This is a genomic window from Pseudomonas sp. xss_2 (genome assembly GCF_043104195.1).
Taxonomy (GTDB): domain Bacteria; phylum Pseudomonadota; class Gammaproteobacteria; order Pseudomonadales; family Pseudomonadaceae; genus Aquipseudomonas; species Aquipseudomonas urmiensis.
On record NZ_JBICKL010000112.1, the window covers coordinates 81,824 to 108,064 of the forward strand.

Consider the following 26,241-nt stretch of genomic DNA (forward strand, 5'->3'; position numbering starts at 1 on the left):
TAGTAATAATTATTTACATATGTCGACCCTGGCCGCTCACTCAGCGCTCATTCGCTGCGACGTACAGGTCCTGGCCACATGCTACGCAACACGCCATCGCGGCGCACCAGGGCATGCACCAACGCCGCGCCCAGGTGCAGCACAATGGTGGCGAACAACAGATAGCCGGCCCAGCCGTGAGCAGTGCGCAAGATCGCATACAGCTGCAGGTCATGCGGGGCAATCGCTGGCAATTGCAACGGGCGTGGATAGCCGCCGGCCGAGAGCATCGCCCAGCCCAGCAGCGGCATCGCCAGCATCAGTGCATACAGCAGCAGATGCGAAGCGCCGGCTGCCAGGCGCTGGAGTGGCGGTATATCGCTGGGCAGTGGTGGATGCGGCAGGGTCAGGCGCAGGGCAATGCGCAGTAGCACCAAGGCCAGCAAGGCCAGGCCCGTGGCTTTGTGCAACTCGACCATCACCGGGTGGCGCAAGGACAGGTCGCCGACCATGCTCACGCCGATCAACAGCATGGCCACGATCAGTACGGCCATCAGCCAATGCAGCAGGCGGGCCAGGGGGTGGAAGGTGGTCGGTTTCATGGGCGGGCTCCGGTGTCGAGCGATTCGCGGCTGCGCCGATTGAAGGATTCTGAATACGCGGCAGAGCGAGCGGCCAGGATCGGATCGGCGGAAGGCTCGATGCCATGGGGCAGGATCAGCGGGTCGAAGTTCAGGTCGCGGCAGGCACCTTGTTCGGGGGCATCGACGGTTTCGATGACCAGGGTGCCGGCATCAATGCTGCGCCGTTCGGCAGGCCAAGGCCGGGCAGGGTCGTCCACCGCATCGCCAGGCTCGGCCAGCACCAGGCGCAAGGTCCAGCGCAGCGGGCCTTGCTTCAGGCGCTGGGCAAGGTCGTGCTGCAGGTAGCGGTTGTCCTCGACCTGGGCGGGCAGGGCGGCGAACGGCGTCTGCGCCTCGACCTGCCAGCGCACCGGCTGGGATGAGCCGTTCGCGTCGATCAGGCGAAAGGCATTGATGCTGTGATAGTGGGTGCTGGCGAAACTGTCGCTGGGCTTGTATCCAGCCGCCCACTGGCGAAACGCCGTGCTCTCGGGATGTGCGGCGAAGAACGCCTGCATCCGCGCAGGATTGGGCTTGCGCGTGGCAGGGTCGGGGGTCATGGCCAAGACCTGCTCATAAAAGGCTTCGGGAGTACTCACCGCCAACACTGGCGGATTGTTCATGCCGGTGCGCCACACCTGGCCATCATCGCTGGAAAACTGTAGCGCCAGACTACGCACCGGCACCCCGGTATCGGGGGTGGAGGGGTTGGCGCCGCCAATGGCAAAGCGGCCGATCACCGGCACTCGCGGCTGGGCGAATACCCGCGCGCTGGACAGGGATGCGGCCTGGCCGCTGCTCTGGAAATAGCCGCTGACGCATACGCCCTTGGCGTGGTTCTTGCGATAACCCGGATGATGTCCGGCCTGGGCTTCGAAGGTGTCGATGATGCGTTGCGGCGTTAGCGCGGGGCTACCGATCCAGCCAGCGGCATAGGCAAAGCCGGCGCTCACGGCCAGCAGGCCGGCGCCAATGCCGGCCAGGCGCCAGGCCTTGGCCGGGCCGCTCAGGGGTGTGTTCATGTGCAAGGTCCGGGTGGGTGAATGTGCCGGTACGACGTGGCAGGGGGAAATTTATTCCACCGGCTTGGGAATAGATTTCGTCGCAAGGCGTTTGCCCCTTACACTGACAGCCCATGGGCCGGGACCTCACCATGCACGATCTGGACGAACATCAGTGGCGCGAGCTGCTCCTGCGTCTGCGCCGCTTCGCCTTGTGGCTGACCCGCGAATCGGCCAGCGCCGACGACCTGGTCCAGGCTACGGTCGAGCGCGCCCTGAGCCGTGGCCGCCAGCAGCGCGAGGCCGACGCCCTGCGGCCCTGGCTGTTCACCATCCTGTACCGGCTGTTTCTCGATGGTAAACGCCGTGATCGCCTGCACGCCCGCTGGCTGGCGTGGTTCGGCCGGGCGCAGCAGGGCAGTGAGCCGCTGGGCGACAACACCGAAGACATCATCCTCGCCCAGGCCGATCTGCAGGCCTTCGGCCAATTGTCGGCCGAGCAGCGCGCCTTGCTGTTGCTGGTGAGCGTCGAGGGGCTGAGCTACAAAGAGGCCGCCGTGGCCTTGAACATTCCCATCGGTACGGTGATGTCGCGCTTGTCGCGCGCCCGCGCCGCGCTGCGTGACCTGACCGAGGGCAACCCGACGCCCCCGGCCTTGCGGAGACTCAAATGACACGCCTGATCCCCACCGAGGACGAGTTGCATGCCTACGTCGACGAGCGCCTGGAGCCTGCCCGTCGGGCGGCAGTGCAGGCGTGGCTGGCGGCCAATCCACACGAGGCTGCGCGGATCGAAGCCTGGCGCAGTGACGCCCGCCGCTTGCGGGCAGCCTTGGCGGGGATGGGCGAACTGGCGCCAGGGCCGCACCTGGATCTTGCTCAGGTACGCCGGCGTGTGCGTCAGCGCCGTCAACGCCGGCTGGCCAGTGCCGCGGTGCTGCTGCTGGCGCTCGGGGTAGGTGGGCTGGGGGGCTGGCAGGCGCGCCAGGCCACGTTGGTTGCCAGTGACCTGCCGATGGCCGATGCGGTCCAGGCCCACCGCTTGTTCGTCGGCACCAGCGCCTTGGACATCCAGGCCAGCGATCCGGCCCAGTTGCAGGCGTGGCTGGGCCGGCACTTCAACCGCGTCGGCCAGTTACCTGACTTGGCAGGCTATGGCTTCCAGCCGGTGGGCGCGCGGCTTTTGAGCAACGAGCAGGGCCCTGCGGCGCTATTGGTGTTCCAGGACCGCCAGGGCCAGCGCATCAGCCTGTTCCTGCGCTCGCCCGGCGAGCGTTTTGACAAGATGCCCAGCGGCCAACGCACCGATGGCCAGCTGGAGGCGCGCTATTGGTCGCATGGCGCCTATAACTTCGCCTTGGTCAGTGCGGCGGACGATCAGCGCAGCGAGTCGCTGCGCCAGGTGTTGGGTGTGAGTTTGTGAATCAGTCATGGCAGCAGTGCGGCTTACCCGGCTGCTGCTCATAGCGATCATGGTGACGCACCCAGTCCATCGTCCCGCCTTCATTGCGCCCTAGCGGGGCCAAGTCGAGGAAGTTGTACGCCCCGACCAGGATGTCCAGCCCACGGGCGTAGGTCGAGTAGGTGTGATACAGCTGGCCATCAGCCGCACGGTAGAACGCGCTCAGGCCAGGCAGCTCGCTCTCATCGCCCTGGTAGGGTTCATAGTTGTACTGCTCGCTGCCATCGGTGGCGACGCTGACCGCAAAGTCGCGATTGAAGCTGCTGCCGTGCGATGAATACCAGGGGAACTGCCAGCCCATGCGCCTGCGAAACGCCTGAAACTCGGGATAGGGCGCCTGAGACACGGCGACCAGCGCGACATCGTGGTGGGCCAGGTGCAGGTTGGCACCGTCGAAGTGATCGGCAAGGAATGAACAGCCAGGGCAGCCTTCGCTCCAGCCTTCGACGAACATGAAATGGTACAGCAGCAACTGGCTGCGCCCGCCGAACAGCGCGGCCAGATCGACTTCGCCCTCGGGGCCATGGAAGCGATAGTCGTGTTCGAGCTTGACCCAGGGCAGGGCTTGGCGGGCGGCACTGAGTTCATCGCGTTGGTGAGTGAAGGCCTTCTCATGCAGCCACAGTTGGCGGCGCGCGGCGAGCCATTGGCTGCGCGAGACCACCTCGTGCTTGGGATCTGAGTTGCTCATGGCGTGGGCTCCAGGCTGTGGGGTTCAGCACTGGTCGAGCGGCGAGCGGGGGATTCGACAGGTTGGGCTTGGGTAAGCGACGGACGGGTATTGGAGTGGCGGCGCCCGAAAACGCCGTCGAGATCGAGCGCCGCCGCCCCCCCCACATGGGCCTATGTGATTTGGCTGGGTAGCCCTGGCGCAGGGTGACAAATTGCAATCACGATTGTGAGTTCAATGTTCAAGGATGCATGGATTCAATCAACGCCCAAAGCCGCGGATCATTGAAATCGTCGATCACCAATTGCGCCCCAGCAGCCAGCAAGCGCTCTTGGGTCTGCGTGGTGGCAATGCCCACGGTAAAGATCCCGGCGCCGCTGGCAGCCTGTACGCCGGGCAGGGAATCTTCGAACGCCAACGCTTGGCTGGCACTGGTATTGAGCTGCTGCAGGCCAGTGAGGTAGGGCAGCGGATCAGGCTTGGGACGGGCCAGCTCCTCGGCCACCAGCACATGCTCGAAGCGCTCGCCCAAACCCATGGCATTGAGCATGTGCTCAGCGTTCAGGCGTGGCGCATTGGTTACCACGCACATGCCGATGTGCTGCGCCTGGGCATGTGCGAGCAGGCGCAACAGGCCTGGCAGCGGTTGCAACTGCGGCGACATCTCGCGAAACAAAGCTTCCTTGCGGTCGGCCAGTGCCTGGCACTGCTGGCTCGTGGCCTGTGGAAACAACGCCTTGAACAGCGCGCCATTGGCCCGTCCACTGACCTGGTCATCGAACTGGGTCTGGCTCAGCTGGCGGCCGTCGTACTCGTGCAACAGCTGGCGGAAGGCTTGCAGGTGCAAGGTGTCGGTATCGGTGAGGGTGCCATCGAGGTCGAACAGCAGGGCATTGAGCATGGGGCTTCCAAGGGCTTAAACGTTTAATCCTGAGCATCATAGCCAAAGCCGACGACGAAGGGGGCTGTTCAGTGTTCTCCAAAAAGAGTACAAATGTGCTCCATGGACACTATGACCCCCAAACGCCGCGCCATCCTGGCCTTCATCCGTGAGCGCATCACCGATCATGGCCAACCGCCGAGCCTGGCCGATATCGCCGAGCGCTTCGGTTTTGCCTCGCGCAGCGTGGCGCGCAAGCACATCACCGCCCTGTGCCAGGCTGGATACATCGACGTCACGCCCAACCAGGCGCGTGGCATTCGCCTGGCCGAGCCGTTGCGCCGCCCGGAAATCCTCGAACTGCCCGTGCTCGGGCAAGTGGCCGCCGGTGCGCCAATCGGCCCTGACCTGGACATCCACGAACAGCTGCTGCTCGACCCCAGCCTGTTCCGTCGCACCCCCGATTACCTGCTCAAGGTGCGCGGGGAGTCGATGATCGATGACGGCATCTTCGATGGCGACCTGGTCGGCATCCGCCAACAAGGCGAGGCCCGCGATGGGCAGATCGTCGTCGCCCGGCTGGACGGCGAGGTGACCATCAAGCGCCTGCAACGTACCCCCGGCGGCTATCGGTTGCTGCCGCGTAACCCGGCGTACGCTCCGATCGAGGTAGGGCCTGAGCGTGAGTTGGTTATCGAAGGTGTGTTCTGCGGCCTGTTGAGGCGTGACTGATGGGCGCGGTTGTCGATCTGGACGGCTTGCTCGATCAGCGGCGGATCTGGCGTGGTCGGCAAACCCAGGCACGCCCGCTCGGCCTGCAACCGACCGGGCATATGAGCCTGGACCAGCGGCTGCCGGAAGGCGGTTGGCCCGCTTCGGCGCTGAGTGAGTTGCTGCTGGCCAGCCCCGGTTGTGGTGAGCTGCAGTTGCTTTGGCCAAGCCTGGCGCGGTTGACTGCTGAAGGTGGCCGGGTGGTGCTGGTAGCGCCGCCGTTCATACCCTACGCACCTGCCTGGCAAGCGGCGGGGGTGGATTTGCGCTGGTTGGTGCAGATCGAGGCCGAGCCCGCAGACGCGTTGTGGGCTGCCGAGCAATGTTTGCGCTCCGGCAGTTGCGCAGCGGTGCTGTGCTGGCCCGAGCGTGCAGATGACCGGGCCTTGCGCCGTTTGCAGGTGGCAGCCGAAACCGGCCAGGCGCTGGCCTTTGCCTGCCGACCGCAGCAGGCTGCGCACAACCCTTCACCTGCGGCGCTGCGCCTGGCGATCGATACCCGTCCGGCCCAATGGCGGGTGCTCAAGTGCCGGGGTGGCATGCCGCCTGCTGCGCCCATCGCCAGCTCAGCTCACTGAGGGTGAAGTATGCTTTGGGCCTGCATTGTCTTTCCTCAGCTGGCGCTGGATACGGTATTGCGCGAGCGTGATGAGCCCGACTGCGCCTTGGTCTTGATGGGTGGCCCGAGCCAGCGCCGGGTGCTGCAATCGGTCAACTGCGCAGCAGCGAAGCTGGGCCTGCGCGCCGGGCAGACGCTGACCGCCGCACGGGCACTGGCCGATGGCTTTACTTGCGTTGAGGTCGATCCTGCGCGGGTTGATCAGGTCCAGCAACTGTTGGCCGCCTGGGCCTATCGCTTCAGCGCCCAGGTGAGCCTGCACTATCCACGCGCCTTGCTTCTGGAAGTGGGTTCGAGCTTGCAACTGTTTGGGCCGTGGCCGCTGTTCGAAGCGCGCCTGCGTCAGGAGCTGGAGGCGTTGGGCCTGCGTCACCGGATTGTCGTTGCCAGCAACCCGGTGGCGGCACGGATGCTCGCCAATGCCCATGATGGCTTGGCGGTGACCTGCGCCGAGCAGACCCGCGCCGCCTTGTTGCAGCTGCCTATTGGCAAGATCGGTCTTCCCGCTGATACCGCCCAGGCCTTCGCCCGCATGGGCTTGCGCCGCCTGGGCGAGGTCATGGCCTTGCCGCGTGAGGCGCTGGCTCGACGCTTCGCCGCTCAGGTGCAGTTGCATCTGGATCAATTGTTGGGCGTGCGCAGCGTGGGCCTGGATTTCTATCAACCACCGGATCGCTTCGAAACGCGGCTAGAGCTGAATTTCGACGTCGAATCCCATCAGGCCTTATTGTTCCCCTTGCGGCGGATGATCGGCGACCTGGCTGCGTTTCTGGCCGGCCGCGACTGCGGCGTGCAGCGTTTCGAGCTGCACCTGGAGCACGTCGAAGGGCCAGACACGCGGCTCATGGTTGGCCTGCTATCGGCCGAACGCGATGCAGCCATGCTCTTTGAGCTGGCGCGGGGTCGGCTGGAGCCGCTGCGCATCCCGGCACCGGTGCGTAACCTGCGCCTGCTGGCCGAAGACCTGCCAGCGTTCGTGCCTCAGCATCAGGCCCTGTTCGACCCCAGGGCGCAGCAGGCCCAAGCTTGGCCGCAACTGCGCGAGCGGTTGCGCGCACGTCTGGGCGACGAGGCGGTCAAGGGCCTGCGCGCCGAAGCCGATCATCGCCCGGAGTGCGCCTGGCAGTTGACCGACCAGGGAACGTGCGGGGCATTGCAAGTCACTCCAGGCAGTCGTCCGGGCTGGTTATTGGCGGCACCGCAGCGGCTGCCGGAGTCTGGCGTTCAATTGTTGGGGCAGGCCGAGCGCATCGAGTCGGGTTGGTGGGATGGTGGCGATGTGCGCCGAGACTACTACCGCATCGAAACCCGCGAAGGCTTGCGCGGCTGGGCTTATCAAGACCTCGCCGCCCCCGGCCCGCTGTGGCTGCAAGGCTGGTTCGCATGACAGCGCTGGCTTACGCCGAACTGCACTGCCTGTCCAACTTCAGTTTCCAGCGCGGTGCTTCCAGCGCCGATGAACTGTTTCGACGGGCCCGTGAGCAAGGTTATCAAGCCTTGGCCATTACCGACGAATGCACCTTGGCAGGTATCGTGCGCGCCTGGCAGGCGGCCAAGGCGCATCAACTGCGCTTGATCGTCGGCAGTGAAATGCGCGTGCAGGATGGCCCCAAGCTGGTGTTGCTGGTCGAGGATCTCAGTGGCTATCAAAGCCTGTGTGCGCTGATCACCCGCGCTCGTCGGCGCGCACAGAAAGGCGAGTATCAGGTACTGGCCGATGACCTTCAGGCCCACGCCAAGGGCTTGCTCGCGCTGTGGATCCCAGACGATCCAGATGAGCCTGCAGCGGGCCAATGGCTGCAGTCGTTGTTTGCCGAGCGCCTGTGGCTAGCGGTGCACCTGCATCGGGGCAGCGATGATGCCGGCCGGCTGGCGCGCCTGCGTGCACTGGCCGCTCGGCTAGGGATTGGCGCGGTGGCCTGCGGCGATGTGCACATGCATAGCCGCGGTCGGCGCGCCCTGCAAGACTGCATGACCGCCGTGCGCCAACATTGCAGCATGTCTGAGGCGGGCCGTTATCTGTTCGCCAATGGTGAACGCCACCTGCGTCCTTTGGCGCAATTGAGCGAGCTGTATCCGCCCGAGCTGCTCGCTGAAAGCCTGGTCATCGCCGAGCGCTGCCAGTTCGACCTGGGCCAGCTCAAGTACCAGTACCCCCGCGAGCTGGTACCAGCAGGGCAGAGCCCGGCCAGTTGGCTGCGTCACCTGTGCGAGCAGGGCTTACCCAAGCGTTGGCCGAATGGCCCAGGCGCCAAGGTGCTCGAGGCTTTGCAGCGAGAGTTGGCGCTCATCGAGGAGCTGGGTTACGAGAGCTATTTTCTTACCGTTCACGACATCGTCGATTTCGCCCGCAAACAGTCGATCCTCTGTCAGGGCCGCGGTTCGGCGGCCAACTCGGTCGTGTGTTTCGTGCTCGGTATCACCGAACTCGATCCGATGGAGCACCACTTGTTGTTCGAGCGTTTTCTGTCCCGCGAGCGCAACGAGCCGCCGGACATCGACGTCGACTTCGAGCACAACCGCCGCGAGGAAGTCATCCAGTACGTGTTCCGTCGTTATGGCCGGCACCGCGCCGCACTGACTGCGGTGGTCAGCACCTATCATGCTGCCGGTGCGGTGCGCGATGTGGCCCGAGTGCTAGGGCTGCCCGCCGATCAGGTCGACGCGCTGGCCAAGTGTTGTGGCCGCTGGAGTGATCGCATCCCCGATGCCGAGCGCCTGGCCGAGGCCGGCTTTGAGGCCCAGAGCCCGTCGCTGCGGCGCATTCTGGTGCTGGCCGGGGAGTTGATTGGTTTTCCCAGGCACCTGTCGCAGCACCCCGGTGGCTTCGTCATCTGCGAGCAACCGCTGGACCAGCTGGTGCCGGTGGAAAATGCCGCCATGCCCGAGCGCACGGTAATCCAGTGGGACAAGGACGATCTGGATCTGGTCGGGCTGCTCAAGGTCGATGTGCTCGCCTTGGGCATGCTCAGTGCCTTGCGTCGCTGTTTCGATCTGATCTCGCTGCATCGTGGTCGGCAGTTGAGTTTGGCCACCATTCCCAGCGAAGACCCCGCCACCTACGCCATGATCAGCCGCGCCGAGACCATGGGCGTGTTTCAGATCGAGTCGCGGGCACAGATGGCCATGCTGCCGCGTCTGAAACCAACCACGTTTTACGATCTGGTCATTGAAGTGGCCATCGTCCGCCCAGGGCCGATCCAGGGCGACATGGTCCACCCTTACTTGCGCAGACGTCTCAAGCAAGAGCCGATTACCTATCCCTCGCCAGCCTTGAAAGCGGTTTTCGAGCGCACCTTGGGCGTTCCGCTGTTTCAGGAACAGGTGATGGAGCTGGCCATGGTCGCCGCCGACTACAGCCCTGGCGAGGCCGATCAGCTACGCCGCAGCATGGCCGCCTGGAAGCGCCATGGCGGGCTGGAGCCGCACCGCGAGCGGCTGCTCAAGGGCATGCTGCGCAATGGTTACGAGCTGGCGTTCGCCGAGCGCATTTTCGAACAGATCAAAGGCTTCGGCAGTTATGGCTTTCCCGAGTCGCATGCGGCCAGTTTTGCCTTGCTCTGCTATGCCAGCAGCTGGTTGAAATGCCACGAACCGGCGATCTTCACTTGCGCCTTGGTCAACAGCTGGCCGATGGGCTTCTACAGCCCTGATCAGTTGCTGCAAGAAGCCCGTCGCCAGGGCATCGAGGTGCGTCCGGTGGATGTGTTTCACAGTGACTGGGATTGCACCTTGGAGCCGTTGGGGCAGGGCGCTTTGGCGATTCGCCTGGGGCTGCGGCAGATCCGTGGGTTTGCCGAAGTCGATGCCCGCAGGCTTGAGCAGGCCAGGGCGCAGCGGCCCTGGCGCGATGTCGAAGACTTGTGCCTGCGCGCTGAGCTCGACAGCCGGGCGCGCACCCGGCTGGCCGATGCCGGGGCATTGCGAGCGCTGGCCCAGGATCGCCATCAAGCCCGCTGGCAGGTGGCTGCGGTGCAGGCGCAATTACCCTTGTTCGCAGAGGTGCAGGCCAGCCCTGAGCGCGCGGTGGCGCTGCCCGCGCCGACAGTGGGCGAGGATCTGCTGGCGGACTACGACACCCTCGGCACCACACTTGGCCCCCATCCGTTGACTTTGCTCAGGCCACGCTTGCGGGCGTTAGGCTGTCGCAGTTCGAGTGAACTGGTCGATCTTGAGCATGGCGATCACGTTGCGGTGGCGGGGTTGGTGGTGGGCCGCCAGCGACCACAGACGGCCAGCGGGGTGACATTCGTCACCCTTGAAGATGAGTCGGGGATGGTCAATGTGGTGGTCTGGCGCGAGCTGGCCGAGCGCCAACGGCGGGCGCTGGTGGGCTCGCAGTTACTCAAGGTCAGCGGCAGGCTGGAGCAGGAGAATGGCGTCAGGCACCTGATTGCGCGCAAGCTGGAGGACGTCAGCCCGCTGTTGCTGGGGCTGGATGTGCGTAGCCGGGATTTTCATTGAGGTCTTGTGCTCTATAGTACCGCCCTCATCGCGGGGTTTTGTGGGAGCGGGCTTGCCCCGCGATGAGGCCGGCACTGACAAACAACTACTCGCTCAAACCATCGCCAACCGCTGCTTGCGTGTCGGCGCTGGAAACGCCTGGTCAATCGCCCGCAGATCCTCCTCGCTCAATTTCAATGAAGCCGCCCCCGCATTGAGCTGCACATGCCGCGGGTTGACCGCCTTGGGGATGGCAATCACCCCATCAGAGCGGGTCACCCAGGCCAAGCTGACTTGCGCAGGAGTTGCCCCAAGGCGCTCGGCAATTTCGGCCAAAAGCGGATGCTTGAGCAATCGCCCGGCCTGCGCCAGCGGGCAATAGGCCATGGTCGGCAAGCCATTGGCCTGGCTCCAGGGCAGCAGGTCGAATTCGATCCCGCGCTCAGCCGGGTTGTACAGCACCTGATTGGTGGCGCAGTCGCTATTAGCCAGTTCATGCAAATCGTCGAGGTCGAAGTTGGATACCCCCCAACGGCGAATCTTGCCTTGCTCGCGCAGACGCTCGAAGGCTTCCACGGTTTCTGCCAGCGGATACTGGCCGCGCCAGTGCAACAGGTACAGGTCGATGCAGTCGGTGCCCAAGCGCTTGAGGCTGCGCTCGCAGGCCAGCGGTAGAGCACGCTGGCTGGCGTTGTGCGGGTAGACCTTGCTGACCAGAAACACCTGCTCGCGACGGCCGAGCATGGCTTGGCCGACGACCTCCTCGGCGCCACCCTCGGCGTACATCTCTGCGGTGTCGATCAGGCTCAGCCCCAGCTCGATGCCTTGCTGCAGGGCGGCCACCTCGGCGCTGCGCCGAGCAGGATCTTCGCCCATGTACCAGGTGCCCTGGCCAATGGCCGGAACGCTTATGCCTGCAAGCTTTACTGAACGCATGTCACCTCCGGTAGATGGGTATTGCACAACACGACCTCGAGCAGCGCCTCGGCTGCGGTGGACAGCTTGTGGTCGCTTAGCGCCATGACGCCGATGCGCCGCTCAACGCTCGGCTCGACCAGGGCCACGCAGCGCGCACCGAGCTCTTGCATCTGGTTGATGCACAGCGCCGGCACCGCGCTGACCCCCAGGCCATTGGCAACCATGCGGCCGATGGTCGACAGTTGATGGCTCTCGAACGCCACTGTCAGCTTGCCGTGCCCGGCGGCAATGTTCTGCTCCAGCAGCAAGCGCACCGCCGACGGGCGTTGCAAGGCGATGAAATCTTCGGCCAGCAGTTGCTGCCAGGTGACTTGCGGCTGCCGGGCCAGCGGCGAGTCGCCAGGTACCACGGCGACGAAGCGATCCAGGTACAGCGGATGAAAGCGTAGCCCATCGAGGTTGTCCGGCTCGAAGCCAATGCCCAGTTCGACGCGCCGGTGGCGCACCAGTTCCAGCACCTGTTCGTTGATCACGTCATGGACGGTAACGTTCACCTTCGGATAGCGCTGGCGGAACACTTTCAGCGACTGTGGCAGCAGGTTGCCAGCAAAGGCTGGCATGGCCGCGACCGACACCCGGCCAAGCTGCAAGGTAAAGCGCTGGCGCAGCATTTCTTCAGTGTCGTCCCAATCGGCCAGCAGGCGCCGGGCCAGCGGCAGCAGCACCTCGCCTTCTGGGGTCAGGCTGACGCTGCGGGTGGTGCGGGTGAGCAGGGCGCCGCCGAGGTTGTCCTCCAGCGCCTTGATGGTCAGGCTCAACGCCGGTTGCGAGACGTGCAGGTGCTCGCCGGCCTGGGCGAAGCTTTGATACTTGGCCACGGTGATGAAGGCGCGTAGCTGCTTGACGTTCATGCGGGGGCTTGACCTTTGTTTTGGAAAAGTTATCAATCGATGACGAAAACAAAATTAACAAATCAGTCGCCAGCGGTGAAGATGGCTGTACGCACAAACAACTACAAAGGCGGATCAGCATGGCCGGACTGGACAAGCGCGTTGCAACCTACGAACAGGCCCTCGAAGGCCTGACCGACAACATGACGGTACTGGCCGGCGGCTTTGGCCTGTGCGGCATCCCCGAGAACCTGATCGCGCAAATCAAGCGTCTGGGCGTCAAGGGCCTGACCGTGGTTTCCAACAACTGCGGCGTCGATGGCTTTGGCCTGGGCGTGCTGCTCGAAGACCGGCAGATCCGCAAGATGATCGCCTCCTACGTCGGCGAGAACGCCGAGTTCGAACGCCAGCTGCTCAGCGGCGAGCTTGAGGTCGAGCTGACCCCACAAGGTACCCTGGCCGAGAAAATGCGCGCCGGTGGTGCTGGCATCCCGGCGTTCTATACCGCCACCGGCTACGGCACCCCGGTTGCCGAAGGCAAGGAAGTGCGCGAGTTCAACGGGCGCAAGTACATTCTCGAAGAAGCCATCACCGGCGACTTCGCCATCGTCAAAGGCTGGAAGGCCGATCACTACGGCAACGTGGTGTACCGCAACACTGCGCAAAACTTCAATCCACTGGCGGCCACCGCCGGCAAGATCACCGTGGTCGAAGTCGAGGAAATCGTCGAGCCTGGCGTGCTGTTGCCCAGCGAGATCCACACCCCGGGCATCTATGTCGACCGGGTCATCGTCGGCACCTTCGAGAAGCGCATCGAAAAGCGCACCGTCAAGGCCTGAGCGCCGTCCACAGAACAACAAAGAGATCCAGACCATGGCACTGACCCGCGAACAGATGGCTCAACGCGTTGCCCGTGAACTGAAGGACGGCTACTACGTCAACCTCGGCATCGGCATCCCGACCCTGGTGGCCAACTACGTACCCGCCGACATGGACGTGATGCTGCAATCGGAAAACGGCCTGCTCGGCATGGGCGAATTCCCCACTGAAAGCACACTCGACGCCGACATGATCAACGCCGGCAAACAAACCGTCACCGCCCGCCGCGGTGCCTCGATCTTCGATTCGGCGCAATCGTTCGCCATGATCCGTGGCGGCCACGTCGACCTCACCGTGCTGGGCGCGTTCGAAGTGGACGTGGAGGGCAACATCGCCTCCTGGATGATCCCTGGCAAGTTGGTCAAGGGCATGGGCGGGGCGATGGACCTGGTCGCCGGCGCCGACAACATCATCGTCACCATGACCCACGCCTCCAAGGATGGCGAGTCCAAGTTGCTGTCGCGCTGCAGCCTGCCGCTGACCGGTGCTGGTTGCATCCGCAAGGTGTTGACCGACCTGGCTTACCTTGAGATCGAAAACGGCGCGTTCATCCTGCGCGAGACGGCGCCTGGGGTGAGCGTCGAGGAAATCATCGAGAAGACCGCGGGCAAGCTGATCGTGGCCGATGATGTGCAGGAAATGACCTTCTGAAATCCGCTTGAGTACCGTGGGAGCGGGCTTGCCCCGCGATAGCGTTGATCGGGACAACTGGGTGTTGTCTGTCGGCACGCTATCGCGGGGCAAGCCCGCTTCCACGGTTTTTGCGTTTGTTACAGCCAATAAAATCAATAAAAGGAAAATCCCGTGGCCGCTGAAATCCAAGACAGCCGCTCCGCTCGTTTTGCCCTGCGTTGCTCGAACTGGGCTGAACGCTGGTTCCCCGATTCCTGGGTGTTCGCCGCCCTGGCGGTAGTGCTGGTGTGTATCGGCGCATTGGTGATGGGCGCCAAGCCGACCGACACCGCCAAGGCCTTTGGCGATGGTTTCTGGAGCCTGATCCCGTTCACCATGCAGATGGCTTTCGTGGTCATCGGCGGCTATGTGGTGGCCAGCTCGCCACCGGCGGCGCGGCTGATCGATCGCCTGGCGCGTATCCCCAAAAATGGCCGCTCGGCGGTGTGCTGGGTGGCGCTGATCTCGATGCTCGCCTCGTTGCTCAACTGGGGCTTGTCGCTGGTGTTTGGCGGTTTGCTGGTGCGCGCGTTGGCCCGTCGTACCGACCTGAAGATGGACTACCGCGCAGCAGGCGCAGCAGCCTACCTGGGCCTGGGGGCGGTGTGGGCGCTGGGCTTGTCGTCCTCGGCGGCGCAGCTGCAGGCCAACCCTGCCAGCCTGCCACCGTCGATCTTGTCCATTACCGGGGTGATCCCGTTCACCGAAACCATTTTCCTTTGGCAATCCGGCGTGTTGCTGGCGGCGCTGGTGATCGTCTCGCTGGTGGTCGCCTATGCCACCGCGCCTGGCCCGGGCAGCGCCCGCAGCGCCGAGGCGTGCGGCGTCGACCCAAGCTTCAGCGCGCCGCCACCGCCGCAGCGCACCCGTCCTGGCGAATGGCTGGAATACAGCCCGATCCTGATCCTGCTGTTGGTGGCGCTGGCCGCCGGTTGGCTGTACCAGGAGTTCGCGACCAAACCTGCGATCACCGCTATCTCCGGCCTGAACACCTACAACCTGCTGTTCATCATGCTCGGCGCCTTGCTGCACTGGCGTCCGCGCAGCTTTCTCGATGCGGTGACCCGCGCCGTGCCGACCACCACTGGGGTGCTGATCCAGTTCCCGCTGTATGGCTCGATCGCCGCCATCCTCACCCAGGTCAAGGGTGTGGATGAGCAGACCCTGGCCCACCACATCTCGACCTTCTTCGTGCAGATCGCCTCGCACGACACCTATGCCGTGCTCATGGGGGTGTACTCGGCAGTGCTGGGCTTCTTCATCCCGTCCGGTGGCGGCAAGTGGATCATCGAGGCGCCTTACGTGATGCTGGTGGCCAATGACCTGCACTATCACCTGGGCTGGGCCGTGCAGATCTACAACGCCGCCGAGGCGCTGCCGAACCTGATCAACCCGTTCTACATGCTGCCGCTGCTCGGGGTGCTGGGGCTCAAGGCGCGCGACCTGATCGGCTTCTCGTTCGTCCAGCTGTTGGTGCATGTGCCATTGGTCCTGGTCTTGCTTTGGGCGCTGGGCACGACGCTGCAGTATGTGCCGCCTGTGATGCCTTGATTTAACGCGCCGGCCTCCTTACAGGGGGCCGGACGCGATCGCAAGAGGAGGGGCGCAGAAGAAGTCCGCTCGTGTTCGAATTTTGTTGGTTTGTCGATAACTATTCCCAACCGAGAATCGTTATCACTGGAATGCCGGTCAACCCGGCAGTCAAGGACATTCATCAAATCGAACAAGGAGTATGGCAGCGATGGTCGCGCCCCTTAGCCGTTCCATGACCCTCACCCTGGGTCTATGTGCCACCGCCATCAGCCCGTTGTCACAGGCTGAGCAGACCGAGCCGAGGTCTGCGGACGGGGTGCTGGAGCTCGGCTCCACCGAGATTCTCGCCCAGGGCCTGGGCAGCACCACTGAGCACACCGGCTCCTACACCACCGGTAGCATGAGCGCTGCCACCCGTTTGAACCTGTCGATCAAGGAAACCCCACAGTCGGTTTCGGTGCTGACGCGCCAGCAGCTCGACGATTTCCAGCTCAGCACCCTGTCCGAAGCCATGGCCCACGTCACGGGCGTCACGGTGCAGCGCAACGACTCCGAGCGGCCGGCGTACTACGCGCGCGGCTACGCCATCAACAACTTCCAGATCGATGGGATGCTCAACACCTTCTCGGGCCTGAAGTCGGACTCGGACACCATCATCTATGACCGCATCGAGGTGGTGCGCGGGGCTACCGGCCTGACCACTGGCGCCGGGGATCCCTCCGGGACCATCGCCATGGTGCGCAAACGCCCGACCCATCAGCTGGCGGTCAAGAGCGGCGTCAGCGCTGGCAGTTTTGACAACTACTACAGCTACCTGGATGTCGGCGGGCCGCTGGGCTGGGATGGCCGCCTGCGCGGGCGGACGGTGCTGGCTTACCGGGATGCCAAGTCACATATGAACAACTACGCCACCCAGCGTGAAGTGGCGTACGGCATCCTTGAAGCGGACCTGACCGACAGCACCGTGTTGGCGGTGGGCTATGACTACCAGAACAAGCATGTCCAGGGCTCCTCCTGGGGGACGGTGCCTTACTGGAACGCCGATGGCAGCAAGGCCCATCTGCCGCGCTCGACCAACCTGGCCGCGCCTTGGTCGTCCTGGCCGCTGAAAGACCAGACGGCCTTCATCACCCTCGACCAGCAGCTGGCCAACGACTGGAAACTCAAGGCTGCCTACACCCATCGCCAGAGCGACACCGACGGCAAGGTGTACTACGGCGGCAATGGCTTTCCCGCAGCGGACCGCAGCGGCATGCGCGCCTGGTACTCGCACTTTGCCGGCGAGGAGAAAATGGACGCGCTGGACCTCAACCTGGCCGGCCCTTATCAACTGCTGGGGCGCAGCCACGACTTCATGGTCGGCTACGGCGTTTCGGAACGGCGCAACCGCTCACCGCACTTTGCCGGTAGTACTGTTCCACCCGGCTACGACGTGATCCCTGACTGGAAATACCTAGGCTCGGTGCCCAAGTTCAGCGACTACGACACCGGCCTGGACTCGTCGCGTTCGAGCACCAAGCAGAAAGCCGGTTACATCGCGACCCGGCTGAACCCGACTGACCGCCTGCATTTGGTGCTCGGTAGCCGCTATGGCAGTTGGCAGAGCGAGAGCAAGTCGTGGAAATACGACGCCGACCTCAATGTGACCCGTTCTACTCGCAGCCAACAAACCCAGAATGATCAATGGACGCCGTACGCCGGGGTGCTGTACGACCTGAGCGAGCAGTTCACCGCGTATGTCAGCTACACCGATATCTTCAATCCGCAGACGCTCAAGGATGTCAGCGACAAGTACCTGGAGCCTATCGTTGGCAAGGTCTATGAGGTGGGCCTGAAGGGCAGTGTGTTCGATGATCGCGCCAACGTGAGCACCGCCGTGTTTCGCAGCAAGCAAGACAACGTTCCCGAACTCGACGACTCGATTCCACGCGGGCCCAATGGCGAGCAGTACTACAAGTCTGGCGGCAAGGGGGTAGTCGTCGAGGGCTTCGAGGCAGAGATTTCCGGTGAGGTGATGCCGGACTGGCAACTGACGCTGGGCTACACCTACACCCACGCGGTCAATGGCGACAAGCAACGCAAGAACACCGAGCAGCCGTTGAACCTGGTGCGCTTTTCCAGCACTTACAAGGTACTGCCAAAGCTGACGTTGGGGGCCAGCCTGGACTGGCAGAGCGATACCTTTGGCGAGGGTTCACGGCCGGTGGGGCGCAATGCTGCGGGTGAGATCGTTACCGTCGACGACCGTATCACCCAGCAGGCATTCGCCGTGGTTGGGGTGATGGGGCGCTACCAGTTCGATGAGCATCTGTCTGCGTCGCTGAACGTCAAGAACCTCTTCGACCAGCACTACTTCAACAACGTCGGTTTCTATAACGGTGTGTACCACGGGGAGCCGCGGACCATGATGCTGAGCTTGGATTGGACCTTGTGAGTTAGATTCTGGGGCCGCGTTGCGGACCATCGCAGCGGTTGGGCGCCCCGTCAAGCCAGCTCCTCCAGAGCGCGGTCCCTGTAGGAGCTGGCTTGCCTGCGATGGGCCGCAAAGCGGCCCCAAAATCTCAAAGCGCTACGCCAAGCTCATCCAACATTCCGCGCAATGTCGCCCGCCCTTGCTCATCCAAGCCAAACACCGGCCGCCGCGGCTCGCCCACTGCCAGCCCCGTCAGCGCCAAACCGGCCTTGATAGTGGCCGGCAAACCGCCCTTGAGGATGAAATCGAGCATCGGCAATTGCTGGTAGAACAGCGCTTTGGCCTGCTCCAGTTCACCCGCTCGAATCGCCTGGTACAAGCCCAGGTTGAGCGCTGGTATCAGGTTGGGCGCCGCCGTGCACCAGCCTGTGGCGCCCGCCACGAACGCCTCCAGCGCCAGCGGGTTGCAGCCGTTATAAAACGGTACCTGGCCTTCGCCGCGCAGCTGCAACTGGTGCATGCGCTGAATGTCACCGGTGCTTTCCTTGACCATGGTGACGTTCTCCACCTCGCGCACGATGCGCAAGATCAACTCCACCGGCATGTCGGTGCCACTGGTGGCAGGGTTGTTGTAGAGCATGATCGGCAGGTCGACGGCAGCGCCAATCGCCCGGTAGTGCTGGAGGATTTCCGTGGCGCTGAGCTTCCAGTAGGCAGACGGCAAGACCATGACGGCATCGGCGCCATGGGCCTGGGCGAAGCGCGCGCGGCGAATGGCGCCGGCAGTGGTGAGGTCGGAGACGCTGACGATGCTCGGCAGCCGCTTGCCAATCTGCGCCAGGCTGTACTCGGCCACTTGCTGCCACTCAGTGTCACTGAGGTAGGCGCCTTCACCTGTGCTGCCCAACGGGGCGATAGCGTGCACACCAGAGGCGATCAGGCGCTCGATGGACTGGCCCAGTGCCGGCAGGTCGAGTTGTTCGCCGTCGTTGCTGAACGGGGTGATGGTGTAGCCGATGATGCCGTGAAATTCTGTAGTCATGGTTGTGGGCTCCGCAGGCAAGGCATTGAAAGGTCAGTTCAGGCAATCGGCATGGATACGCAAGGTTTGGCGCGCGTAGTAGTTGAACGCAGCGGCGTGACGCTTGGGTCGGTCGATCCAATCGTGAGCTTCGCGGCCCAGCGCCGGGGCGATGGGCTTGATGGTGCCAGCCGCCATCGCCAGCAGTTGCAGGCGTGCGGCGCGTTCGATCAATTGGGCGTACACGCAGGCTTGCTCGACGCTGCTGCCGGTCGACAGTTGGCCATGGTGCGAGAGCAGGATGGCGCGTTTGTCACCCAGCGCCTGGCTGATGATCTCACCTTCTTCATTGCCAACCGGCACGCCCGGCCAGGCCTCTAGAAACGCGCAGTCGTCATACAGTGGGCACAGGTCCATGTGCGAGACCTGCAACGGCACTTCCAGCATCGACAATGCGGCGACGTGAGTGGGGTGGGTGTGGATGATGCAATTGACGTCTGGGCGGGCGCGGTAGACCCAGCTGTGGAAGCGGTTGGCCGGGTTGGGCATGCCCTGGCCTTCGAGCACTTGCAGGTCTTCGTTGACCAGCAGCAGGTTGCTGGCGGTGATTTCGTCGAAACCCAGGCCCAACTGCTGGGTGTAGAAGGTGCCTGGCTGCGGGCCGCGGGCGCTGATCTGTCCGGCAAGGCCCGAGTCATGGCCATGCTCGAACAGAATTCGGCAGGTCAGGGCCAGCTTTTCCCGTACAGTCCACGTATTATCGGCGAGCGAGCCTTGCATCTGCGTCAGGGCCTGGCGCACCAGTTGGTCTTTGCTGTGAGTCAGGGTCGTTGCCATGGGGGAGGTCCTCGGTGGCGTGATGGTAGAGGTCACTGCTTGCCCGCCTAACTGCTTTGGTCGGTGGAAGGGCGGTCAATCATATGACACAAATGATCTTATATGACACAAAGTGTCATGCGCAACTGCGTTTTGCCTGGGAAAGCTGCGTCACATGTCTATCCGACTGAAACTGCTGAGAAAAAAACTGGGGATTACCCTGGAGGTGCTGGCTGACAAGGCCGGCATGACCAAGAGCTACCTGTCCAAGGTCGAGCGGGGGCTCAATACCCCTTCCATCGCCACGGCGCTCAAGCTTGCCCGGGCGTTGAACGTCAATGTCGAAGAGCTGTTCGCCGATGATCCCTCAGGCGAGGCGCGTTACAGCCTGGTGCGCGGCACTGAGCGCCAGGCCCTGGTGGGCAGCGGTGAGGGGCCGGGCTACGCGGTGTTGACCTCGCAGGTCGGCCTGCGCAGTTTGTTGCCGTTCATGATCCAGCCGCCGAGCGAATTCAGCGACCCGACCTTCAAGGCGCATGAGGGTGAAGAGTTTCTGTTCGTCCACCAAGGCCAGGTCGAGGTGGATTTCATGACCGAGCGGCTGCTGCTGGAGCAGGGCGATGCCTTGCACTTCAATGCCCAGACGCCGCACCGCCTGCGTTCGGTCGGGCCACAGCAGGCGCAGTTGCTGGTGGTGGTGCAAGGCAGCGGCGAGTGAGGGCAGGGCGATGATCGAGGTGTCGCGGTTCTGGCGTGATCCGGCTTTGCCATTCGTCGAAGCGCGGCGTGTCGGTGATGGGCGCCAGGTCTGCTATGGCGCACATTCTCATGAGAGTTTTTCCATGGGTGTGATCACCGGCGGGCGCAGTACCTATGTGACCGGCGACAGCTGTCATGAAGTCGCAGCAGGGGCGACGGTGCTGATGAAGCCGGGCGTGGTGCACGCCTGCAATCCGATCGAGGGCCAGCCTTGGTCGTATGTGATGTTGTTCGTCGATGTGCCGTGGTTGCAGGCCCAGGGGATCAATCTGCCGGATGCAACGCTGAGCACCTCGCCAGCCCTGTACAGCCACTTGTTGCAAGTGCTGGCGGGGTTGTTCGATGGCGACACGCCAGGTCGTGAGGCGCTGTTAGCGGGTTTCTTTCAGGTATTGCCGGGCTATCTGGATCGCCCCTCGGTCACTCGATCTGTGCAGCATCCGCGCCTTGAGGCCGCAGCTGCGTTCATCCGCGCACATCGACTGGATCCGTTGAGCCTTGAAGAAATCTGCGCTGCAGCCGGACTGTCGCGTGCTTACTTGATCCGTGCGTTCCGCCAGCGTTTTGGCCTCACTCCGCATGGTTATCTGTTGGATCAGCGCGTGCAGCATGCGCGTGCTCAACTGCGTGTGGGCCGGCCGATTGCCGAGGTGGCGCTGGAGGCGGGGTTTGCTGACCAGGCGCATTTGCAGCGGGCGTTCAAGCAGCACCTGGCGGCAACGCCTGGGCATTATCGGCAGGCTGTCAGGTAAGGTCGCCTGTTCGCAGTTGAACCGATCCCACAACTACCGCTACAGCGCGATCCATGTAGGAGCGGGCTTGCCCGCGAAGAGGCCGGTACAGACAATACGTTCATCATTCCATAACCAGATACAGGGCACTGGCAACCAGTAGCGCGGCCAGCGTACGATTGAACACCCTCATGTACCTTGGATTGCCCAGATACTGGCCAATCACACTCCCAGCCCAGGCCCAGCTGGCGATCGACACGAAGCAGATCGGCCCATAGATCCAGATAAACAGCCACAACAGCTGCTGTTCACCGCCGGTATAGGCACCCACCCCAGCCAGCGCCGCCAGCCAGGCTTTCGGGTTGAGCCATTGCATCGCCGCACCGTGCCAGGCCGACGGTGCGCGCAACTCCCCCTGGTTGCCGAGCCCACCCTTGTCACTTGCCAGTCGCCACGCCAGGTACAGCAAGAACAGCACTCCACCCCAGTGCAGTCCCAGACCGATCAGGGGCCAGCGTACTAACAGTTCATGCAGGCCCAGGCCAACCACGATCAACAGCAGGCAAAAGCCCAAGCTGGCTCCGACCACATGCCTGAGACTGGCGCGCAGGCCATGCCGTGCCCCGCTGCCAAGCGCGACGATATTGACCGGCCCCGGTGAAATCGAAGCCGCCAGGACGAAGGCGGCCATGGACAATGACAGGCTCATGGATGACATCTCGTGTTGGAAGATGTCCGCTATCCTGATCAGCAAGCGCGGCGGAGTATTGAATAAAAGTGCCCTGATAGGGTTGCTGCATGCGCAGCTGTTACAGGTTTTGTAATAGTTTCGCGCTGTGAAAAAAAGCGTCTGTGATTGTAGGATCTCCATCCGTATTTTCTATCAAGGTATGTATGAGCACCTTCTCGGAGCCTCCCAGTTTCAGGCCATCCTGGCCTTCCTTCTCCCTCCGTCCTCGTGACGCTTGCTTCGTGAGTACCCGCTAATGGAATGGCTAGCCGACCCCACGGCCTGGCTGGGCCTGCTGACGCTTATCGTCCTCGAGCTGGTACTGGGCATCGACAACCTGGTATTCATCGCCATTCTGGCTGACAAGCTGCCCCCGCATCAGCGCGACCGCGCGCGGGTGATCGGCTTGACCTTGGCGCTGGTCATGCGCCTGGGCTTGCTGGCGAGCATCTCGTGGATGGTCACCCTCACCGCGCCGCTGTTCGAGATCTTCGACAAGAGCTTCTCGGGTCGCGACCTGATCATGCTGTTTGGTGGTGTGTTCCTGTTGTTCAAGGCGACCATGGAGCTGCACGAACGGCTTGAGGGCCATGTCACCCAATCCAGTGGCGCCCTGCGTCATGCCGCGTTCTGGCCCATCGTGGCGCAGATCGTGGTGCTCGATGCGGTGTTCTCGCTCGATGCGGTAATCACTGCGGTAGGTATGGTCGAGCATTTGTCGGTGATGATGATTGCGGTGATCTTCTCGATCGGCATCATGATTGTCGCCAGTAAACCGCTGACCCGCTTCGTCAACGCCCACCCCACCGTGATCATGCTGTGTCTGGGCTTCTTGATGATGATCGGCTTCAGCCTGACCGCCGAAGGCCTGGGCTTCCACATCCCGAAAGGCTACCTGTATGCGGCAATTGGCTTCTCGATCCTGATCGAGCTGTTCAACCAGTTGGCCCGTGCCCGCCGCAAGCGCAGCTTGCAGCAGCATCGGCCGCTGCGTGAGCGGACCGCCCATGCGGTACTGCGCCTGATGGGCGGTCGCCGGGTCGAGGCCGACGAGGTCGGTGAAGAGATCGCCGATCTGGTCGAGGGTGGCGAAGAGCAGGTGCTGTTCGATCGCCGCGAACGGGTGATGATCAGCGGCGTGCTGAACCTGGCCGAGCGGCCGATTCGCACGGTGATGACGGTGCGTGCCGAAGTCGATGCGATCGACCTGGCGCAAGCGCCCGAAGCCATCACCCAGGCCCTGGCCAACTCGCCGTACTCGCGCCTGCCGTTGATTCGCAATGGACGTATCGAGGAACCGTTGGGCTTTGTGCACAAGAAGGAGTTGCTCAAGGAGCTGCTCGACGGCAATCAGCCGGACCTGGAACGCATGGCCCGCGCGCCGCTGAACCTGCTCGAAAGCTTCACCCTGCTCAACGCTTTGGAGCAGATGCGCAACCAGTCGACGCACATTGCTTTCGTGGTTAACGAGTTCGGTGATTTCACCGGCGTGCTGACCATGACCGACATCCTTGAGTCGATTGCGGGCGAGCTACCCGACGCCAGCGAGGTCGAGGGGCCGGCGATCATCGAGGAGGAGGGTGGCTTCGTCGTCAGTGGCGCCTTGAACCTCAGCCAGGTGCAGGCGCGCATTGGCTTCAGCGCGCGTGCCACTGAGGACTACCAGACCCTGGCGGGCCTGGTGATGAGTCTGCTGGATCGGCTGCCGGTGGTCGGCGACCGCCTGGCCTGGAACGGCTGGAGCATGACCGTGGTGGCGGTGGAGGAGCGCCGCGTGCGTCAGGTGCGCCTTACACCGAACGCCGACGTTGACGCAGCAGGTGCTTGAAGCCTTCAAGCACCAGCACCAGGACTGCGGCCCAGATCGGCAGGTAGGTCAGCCACTGGTCGGGGCCGATGGTCTCGCCCAGTAGCAGGGCCACGCCCACCAGCAACACCGGCTCTACATAGCTGAGCAGCCCGAACAGGCTGAACGGCAACAGCCGACTGGCCAGCACGTAGGCGATCAGGGCGCAGGCACTGATCGCCCCGAGCAGCGGGATCAAGCCGTACAAGCCTGGGTGTTCGACCAGGTCAGCCGCCGACAGCGGCCCCTGGATCACGAAGTACAGCGCCCAGGGCAGCAACAGGCACATGTCGCACCACAGCCCGCCCAGGTGATCGGTGCGGCAGCGTCGGCGCAGCACGAAGTAGATCGGGTAGCCGATCATCACCAGCAGGGTTTCCCAAGCGAAACTGCCATTCTGATACAGCTCATGGCCCACCCCCAGGGCTGCGCAGCTCACCGCCACTTTCTGCAAGCGAGACAGACGCTCGCCGTACACCAGTCGCCCGGTCATGACCATGGCCAGCGGCAACAGGAAGTAGCCCATCGACACCTCAAGGCTACGCCCATGCAGCGGCGCCCAGAGGAACAGCCACAGCTGCACGCCCATCAACCACGAGGTGCCGACCATGCCGAGCAGCAGCATCGGCGTTTGTCGCACCCTGGCCAAAAGCTCGCCGACCCGTTTGAAGTCTTTGCTGACCAGCATGAACAAGGTCAGGCAAGGCAGGGTCAGCAGGGTCCGCCAGCCAAAGATCTCCTCACCGTCCAGCGGTGCCAACAAGGAGGTGTAGAAATACATCACGGCGAACAAACACGACGCCATGACCGACGAAAGAATGCCTTTTGACACGAATGCCTCGGTTACAGGAGATGAGCGGGTGGATCAGCCGCGCATGATCTCAGGGCGCGCTGGTTGCGGCAACCGCGAGCTTTGTGCGGCCAAGGCACGCAGGAACTCATCCAGCGGCATCGGCCGGGCAAACAGGAAGCCTTGCTGGAAATCTACCTGGCGCTGTTCGAGGTAGTCGCGTTGGGTCTGGGTTTCCACCCCTTCGGCGACAATGCCCAGGCCTAGCTTGGTCGACAGCTCGATGATGCTGTCCAAGATGTGCTGGGACAGCGCATCGCCGCCGATCATGGCGACGAAACTTTGGTCGATCTTCAGGTAGTCGACGTTGAACTGGCGCAGATAATTCAAGCTGGACTGGCCGGTGCCGAAGTCATCCAGGGCAATCATCACGCCCATTTCGTGGAGTTTTTCAAACAACTCCAGGGTCACTGGCGTGGCTTCGATCAACTTGCGCTCGGTCAGCTCCAGGGTCAGCTTCACCCGGCCTGGCTCGAAGTGCTGCAGGAAGGTCCGGCAGTCATCGAGCAGGCGCAGGTCGCGGCAATGATCGGCAGTGATATTGATGCCAATATGGAAACCGTCTTCGAGCAGCGCTGCGTACGGCGCCAAGCCTTGGGCGGTATGCAGCATCAGTGCGCGGGTCATGGCGACGATCTGGCCACTGTGCTCGGCATACGGGATGAACAAATCAGGGCGCACCAGGCCTTCGCGCGGGTGATTCCAGCGCATCAGCACTTCGGCGCCGGCCCAGCGATAGTCGCCTTTGCGTACTACGGGCTGGAAATAGGGCAGGAATTCATCTGCTTCCAGGGCGCGATCCAACTCGCTGCGCGGCGACGAGGCGCGGCGGATCTGCCAGCGCACGACACTCCCGGCCACTACCCCAAGCAGCAGCAACAGACTGAGCAGCGCAGGATAATGATCGCGCATCAGTTCAGCTTGTTTATGCGCGCCATAGCCGCCATGCACACTGAACGGGTAGCGCGCCGAGGCTTGCAGCACTGCTGCGGTCGCGGCCGTCGGCGGGGCACCGTGACGAACCACGCCGTCCTTGCCCATCCAATTATTGCCCACCTGGATCTGCAGGTCCTCGTCCCTGCCGAGCATGCGCAGTACCGTGAGCAGGTGATCGCCGTCCACCGTGGTGATGGCGCCGCGCGCGCCTTCACTGGCGCGATAGACCAGCAGCGGGTGGCCAGGTGTTACCGAGTTGCCATCCATCAACCACAACCGGCCTTCGGTGTAGTCAGCCGCGTTGACGGGTTCGTCAAATTCGCCAAACAGCGAGTTGCAGTAGAGCGTGTTGCGTTCGAATAGGTTGGTCGAGCGCACGAAGGCATTGCGCGTCACCTGGCTGCGCAAGGCCACCTCGACTTCAGCGCAGGGCTTGCCGACCAGGGGAAACAGCGACCTGGCAGAGGCCGACAAACTGTCCAGGATCTGCTCGATGTGCTGCACCACCTGCTCGGTGGTGGCCTGGCTGCTCTCGCGCAACTCTCGCTGCGCCTGCCAGTTCATCACCGCCGCCCCACACACCAGGGGCAGTGCGCCGACCACCCAGGGCAGCAGGGCGCGCCAGCTCCAGCGGGCGGGACGTTTAACGGAAAGGGGCATGCTGGCCTAATCTTGAGGAAGGAATACGCACAGGATAGCCGTTTGTCGGTTAGCTTGACGCACTTAAAACGCGACAAACCTATTTACGCCAGATAGAATCGGTTTACGAATACAACAATAAGGTTCTCCCTCCCGGAGG

24 protein-coding genes are annotated in these 26,241 nt (G+C 63.3%); 13 read left to right on the forward strand and 11 right to left on the reverse strand.

Features of this window, described 5'->3' with window-relative positions:
* Positions 1–47: 47 nt before the first annotated feature.
* Entirely contained in the window at positions 48–581 is a 534-nt protein-coding gene (locus ACF8K2_RS25345) for a cytochrome b (protein WP_392468597.1), read from the reverse strand.
* Positions 578–1,630, reverse strand: a complete 1,053-nt coding sequence (locus ACF8K2_RS25350; RefSeq protein WP_392468599.1) for a catalase family peroxidase — start codon at positions 1,628–1,630, stop codon at positions 578–580. Before ACF8K2_RS25350 ends, ACF8K2_RS25345 begins: the two co-directional genes overlap by 4 nt.
* 125 nt (positions 1,631–1,755) lie before the next feature.
* Between ACF8K2_RS25350 and ACF8K2_RS25355 the strand changes: the two genes are divergently transcribed.
* Positions 1,756–2,277, forward strand: coding sequence for a sigma-70 family RNA polymerase sigma factor (locus tag ACF8K2_RS25355; protein WP_186553461.1), 522 nt, complete (start codon positions 1,756–1,758; stop codon positions 2,275–2,277).
* Positions 2,274–3,026, forward strand: a complete 753-nt coding sequence (locus ACF8K2_RS25360; RefSeq protein WP_186553460.1) for an anti-sigma factor — start codon at positions 2,274–2,276, stop codon at positions 3,024–3,026. The genes ACF8K2_RS25355 and ACF8K2_RS25360 overlap by 4 nt, the downstream gene beginning before the upstream one ends.
* 1 nt (position 3,027) lies before the next feature.
* Here the strand turns inward: ACF8K2_RS25360 and ACF8K2_RS25365 are convergent, their stop codons facing one another.
* Both ACF8K2_RS25365 and ACF8K2_RS25370 read right to left on the reverse strand, forming a co-directional pair.
* Positions 3,028–3,756, reverse strand: coding sequence for a thioredoxin family protein (locus ACF8K2_RS25365; protein ID WP_186553459.1), 729 nt, complete (start codon positions 3,754–3,756; stop codon positions 3,028–3,030).
* A 220-nt stretch (positions 3,757–3,976) separates the two neighbouring features.
* On the reverse strand, positions 3,977–4,636 hold the full coding sequence (locus ACF8K2_RS25370; RefSeq protein ID WP_392468603.1) for an HAD family hydrolase: 660 nt from the start codon (positions 4,634–4,636) through the stop codon (positions 3,977–3,979).
* A gap of 93 nt (positions 4,637–4,729) precedes the next feature.
* On the opposite strand from ACF8K2_RS25370, the gene lexA reads away from it, so the two are divergent.
* Genes lexA through ACF8K2_RS25390 form a run of 4 tightly spaced genes read left to right on the forward strand, consistent with a single transcriptional unit; the run spans position 4,730 to position 10,469 of the window.
* Positions 4,730–5,347 (forward strand): transcriptional repressor LexA, encoded by a 618-nt coding sequence (lexA, locus tag ACF8K2_RS25375; RefSeq protein WP_186553457.1) that lies wholly within the window; start codon positions 4,730–4,732, stop codon positions 5,345–5,347.
* Complete coding sequence (gene imuA, locus ACF8K2_RS25380; protein ID WP_186553456.1) at positions 5,347–5,964, forward strand: translesion DNA synthesis-associated protein ImuA; 618 nt, start codon at positions 5,347–5,349, stop codon at positions 5,962–5,964. Before lexA ends, imuA begins: the two co-directional genes overlap by 1 nt.
* A gap of 9 nt (positions 5,965–5,973) precedes the next feature.
* The gene (locus ACF8K2_RS25385; protein ID WP_392468607.1) at positions 5,974–7,392 is read left to right on the forward strand and encodes a Y-family DNA polymerase; all 1,419 of its coding nucleotides are present in this window, start codon (positions 5,974–5,976) and stop codon (positions 7,390–7,392) included.
* Complete coding sequence (locus ACF8K2_RS25390) at positions 7,389–10,469, forward strand: error-prone DNA polymerase (RefSeq protein WP_392468609.1); 3,081 nt, start codon at positions 7,389–7,391, stop codon at positions 10,467–10,469. Before ACF8K2_RS25385 ends, ACF8K2_RS25390 begins: the two co-directional genes overlap by 4 nt.
* A gap of 93 nt (positions 10,470–10,562) precedes the next feature.
* Here ACF8K2_RS25390 and ACF8K2_RS25395 read toward each other — a convergent pair whose 3' ends face one another.
* Both ACF8K2_RS25395 and ACF8K2_RS25400 read right to left on the reverse strand, forming a co-directional pair.
* Positions 10,563–11,384: an aldo/keto reductase gene (locus tag ACF8K2_RS25395; RefSeq protein WP_392468612.1), complete on the reverse strand. Its 822-nt coding sequence runs from the start codon at positions 11,382–11,384 to the stop codon at positions 10,563–10,565.
* The gene (locus ACF8K2_RS25400) at positions 11,372–12,277 is read right to left on the reverse strand and encodes a LysR family transcriptional regulator (RefSeq protein ID WP_186553452.1); all 906 of its coding nucleotides are present in this window, start codon (positions 12,275–12,277) and stop codon (positions 11,372–11,374) included. The genes ACF8K2_RS25395 and ACF8K2_RS25400 overlap by 13 nt, the downstream gene beginning before the upstream one ends.
* Positions 12,278–12,396: 119 nt before the next feature.
* On the opposite strand from ACF8K2_RS25400, the gene ACF8K2_RS25405 reads away from it, so the two are divergent.
* The 4 genes from ACF8K2_RS25405 to ACF8K2_RS25420 all read left to right on the forward strand — a co-directional run bounded on the left by ACF8K2_RS25405 (position 12,397) and on the right by ACF8K2_RS25420 (position 17,774).
* Positions 12,397–13,095 carry a CoA transferase subunit A gene (locus ACF8K2_RS25405; protein ID WP_312155145.1) on the forward strand — a complete coding sequence of 233 codons (699 nt, stop codon included), beginning with the start codon at positions 12,397–12,399 and terminating at the stop codon, positions 13,093–13,095.
* 34 nt (positions 13,096–13,129) lie between these two features.
* The gene (locus tag ACF8K2_RS25410) at positions 13,130–13,786 is read left to right on the forward strand and encodes a CoA transferase subunit B (protein ID WP_392468616.1); all 657 of its coding nucleotides are present in this window, start codon (positions 13,130–13,132) and stop codon (positions 13,784–13,786) included.
* Positions 13,787–13,939: 153 nt separating this feature from the next.
* Positions 13,940–15,358, forward strand: a complete 1,419-nt coding sequence (locus tag ACF8K2_RS25415) for a short-chain fatty acid transporter (protein ID WP_392468618.1) — start codon at positions 13,940–13,942, stop codon at positions 15,356–15,358.
* Positions 15,359–15,548: 190 nt separating this feature from the next.
* The gene (locus ACF8K2_RS25420; RefSeq protein WP_392468622.1) at positions 15,549–17,774 is read left to right on the forward strand and encodes a TonB-dependent siderophore receptor; all 2,226 of its coding nucleotides are present in this window, start codon (positions 15,549–15,551) and stop codon (positions 17,772–17,774) included.
* 127 nt (positions 17,775–17,901) lie between these two features.
* On the opposite strand, the gene ACF8K2_RS25425 is transcribed toward ACF8K2_RS25420, so the two are convergent.
* Both ACF8K2_RS25425 and ACF8K2_RS25430 read right to left on the reverse strand, forming a co-directional pair.
* On the reverse strand, positions 17,902–18,795 hold the full coding sequence (locus ACF8K2_RS25425) for a dihydrodipicolinate synthase family protein (protein ID WP_392468624.1): 894 nt from the start codon (positions 18,793–18,795) through the stop codon (positions 17,902–17,904).
* A 33-nt stretch (positions 18,796–18,828) separates the two neighbouring features.
* Positions 18,829–19,611, reverse strand: coding sequence for an aldolase (locus ACF8K2_RS25430; RefSeq protein ID WP_186553446.1), 783 nt, complete (start codon positions 19,609–19,611; stop codon positions 18,829–18,831).
* Between the two features lie 154 nt (positions 19,612–19,765).
* Here ACF8K2_RS25430 and ACF8K2_RS25435 point away from each other — a divergent pair, with 154 nt between their 5' ends.
* Positions 19,766–20,308, forward strand: coding sequence for a helix-turn-helix domain-containing protein (locus ACF8K2_RS25435; protein ID WP_186553445.1), 543 nt, complete (start codon positions 19,766–19,768; stop codon positions 20,306–20,308).
* Between the two features lie 10 nt (positions 20,309–20,318).
* Entirely contained in the window at positions 20,319–21,101 is a 783-nt protein-coding gene (locus ACF8K2_RS25440; protein WP_186553444.1) for an AraC family transcriptional regulator, read from the forward strand.
* A gap of 103 nt (positions 21,102–21,204) precedes the next feature.
* Here the strand turns inward: ACF8K2_RS25440 and ACF8K2_RS25445 are convergent, their stop codons facing one another.
* A complete protein-coding gene (locus tag ACF8K2_RS25445; RefSeq protein ID WP_392468632.1) occupies positions 21,205–21,789 on the reverse strand; it encodes a LysE family translocator in 585 nt (194 codons plus the stop codon).
* A gap of 277 nt (positions 21,790–22,066) precedes the next feature.
* Between ACF8K2_RS25445 and ACF8K2_RS25450 the strand changes: the two genes are divergently transcribed.
* Entirely contained in the window at positions 22,067–23,638 is a 1,572-nt protein-coding gene (locus ACF8K2_RS25450; protein WP_186553442.1) for a TerC family protein, read from the forward strand.
* Here ACF8K2_RS25450 and rarD read toward each other — a convergent pair.
* Positions 23,601–24,488, reverse strand: coding sequence for an EamA family transporter RarD (gene rarD / locus ACF8K2_RS25455; protein ID WP_186553441.1), 888 nt, complete (start codon positions 24,486–24,488; stop codon positions 23,601–23,603). The two genes, ACF8K2_RS25450 and rarD, sit on opposite strands and share 38 nt — an antisense overlap.
* Positions 24,489–24,521: 33 nt before the next feature.
* Entirely contained in the window at positions 24,522–26,102 is a 1,581-nt protein-coding gene (locus ACF8K2_RS25460; RefSeq protein ID WP_392468635.1) for an EAL domain-containing protein, read from the reverse strand.
* Between the last annotated feature and the right edge of the window lie 139 nt (positions 26,103–26,241).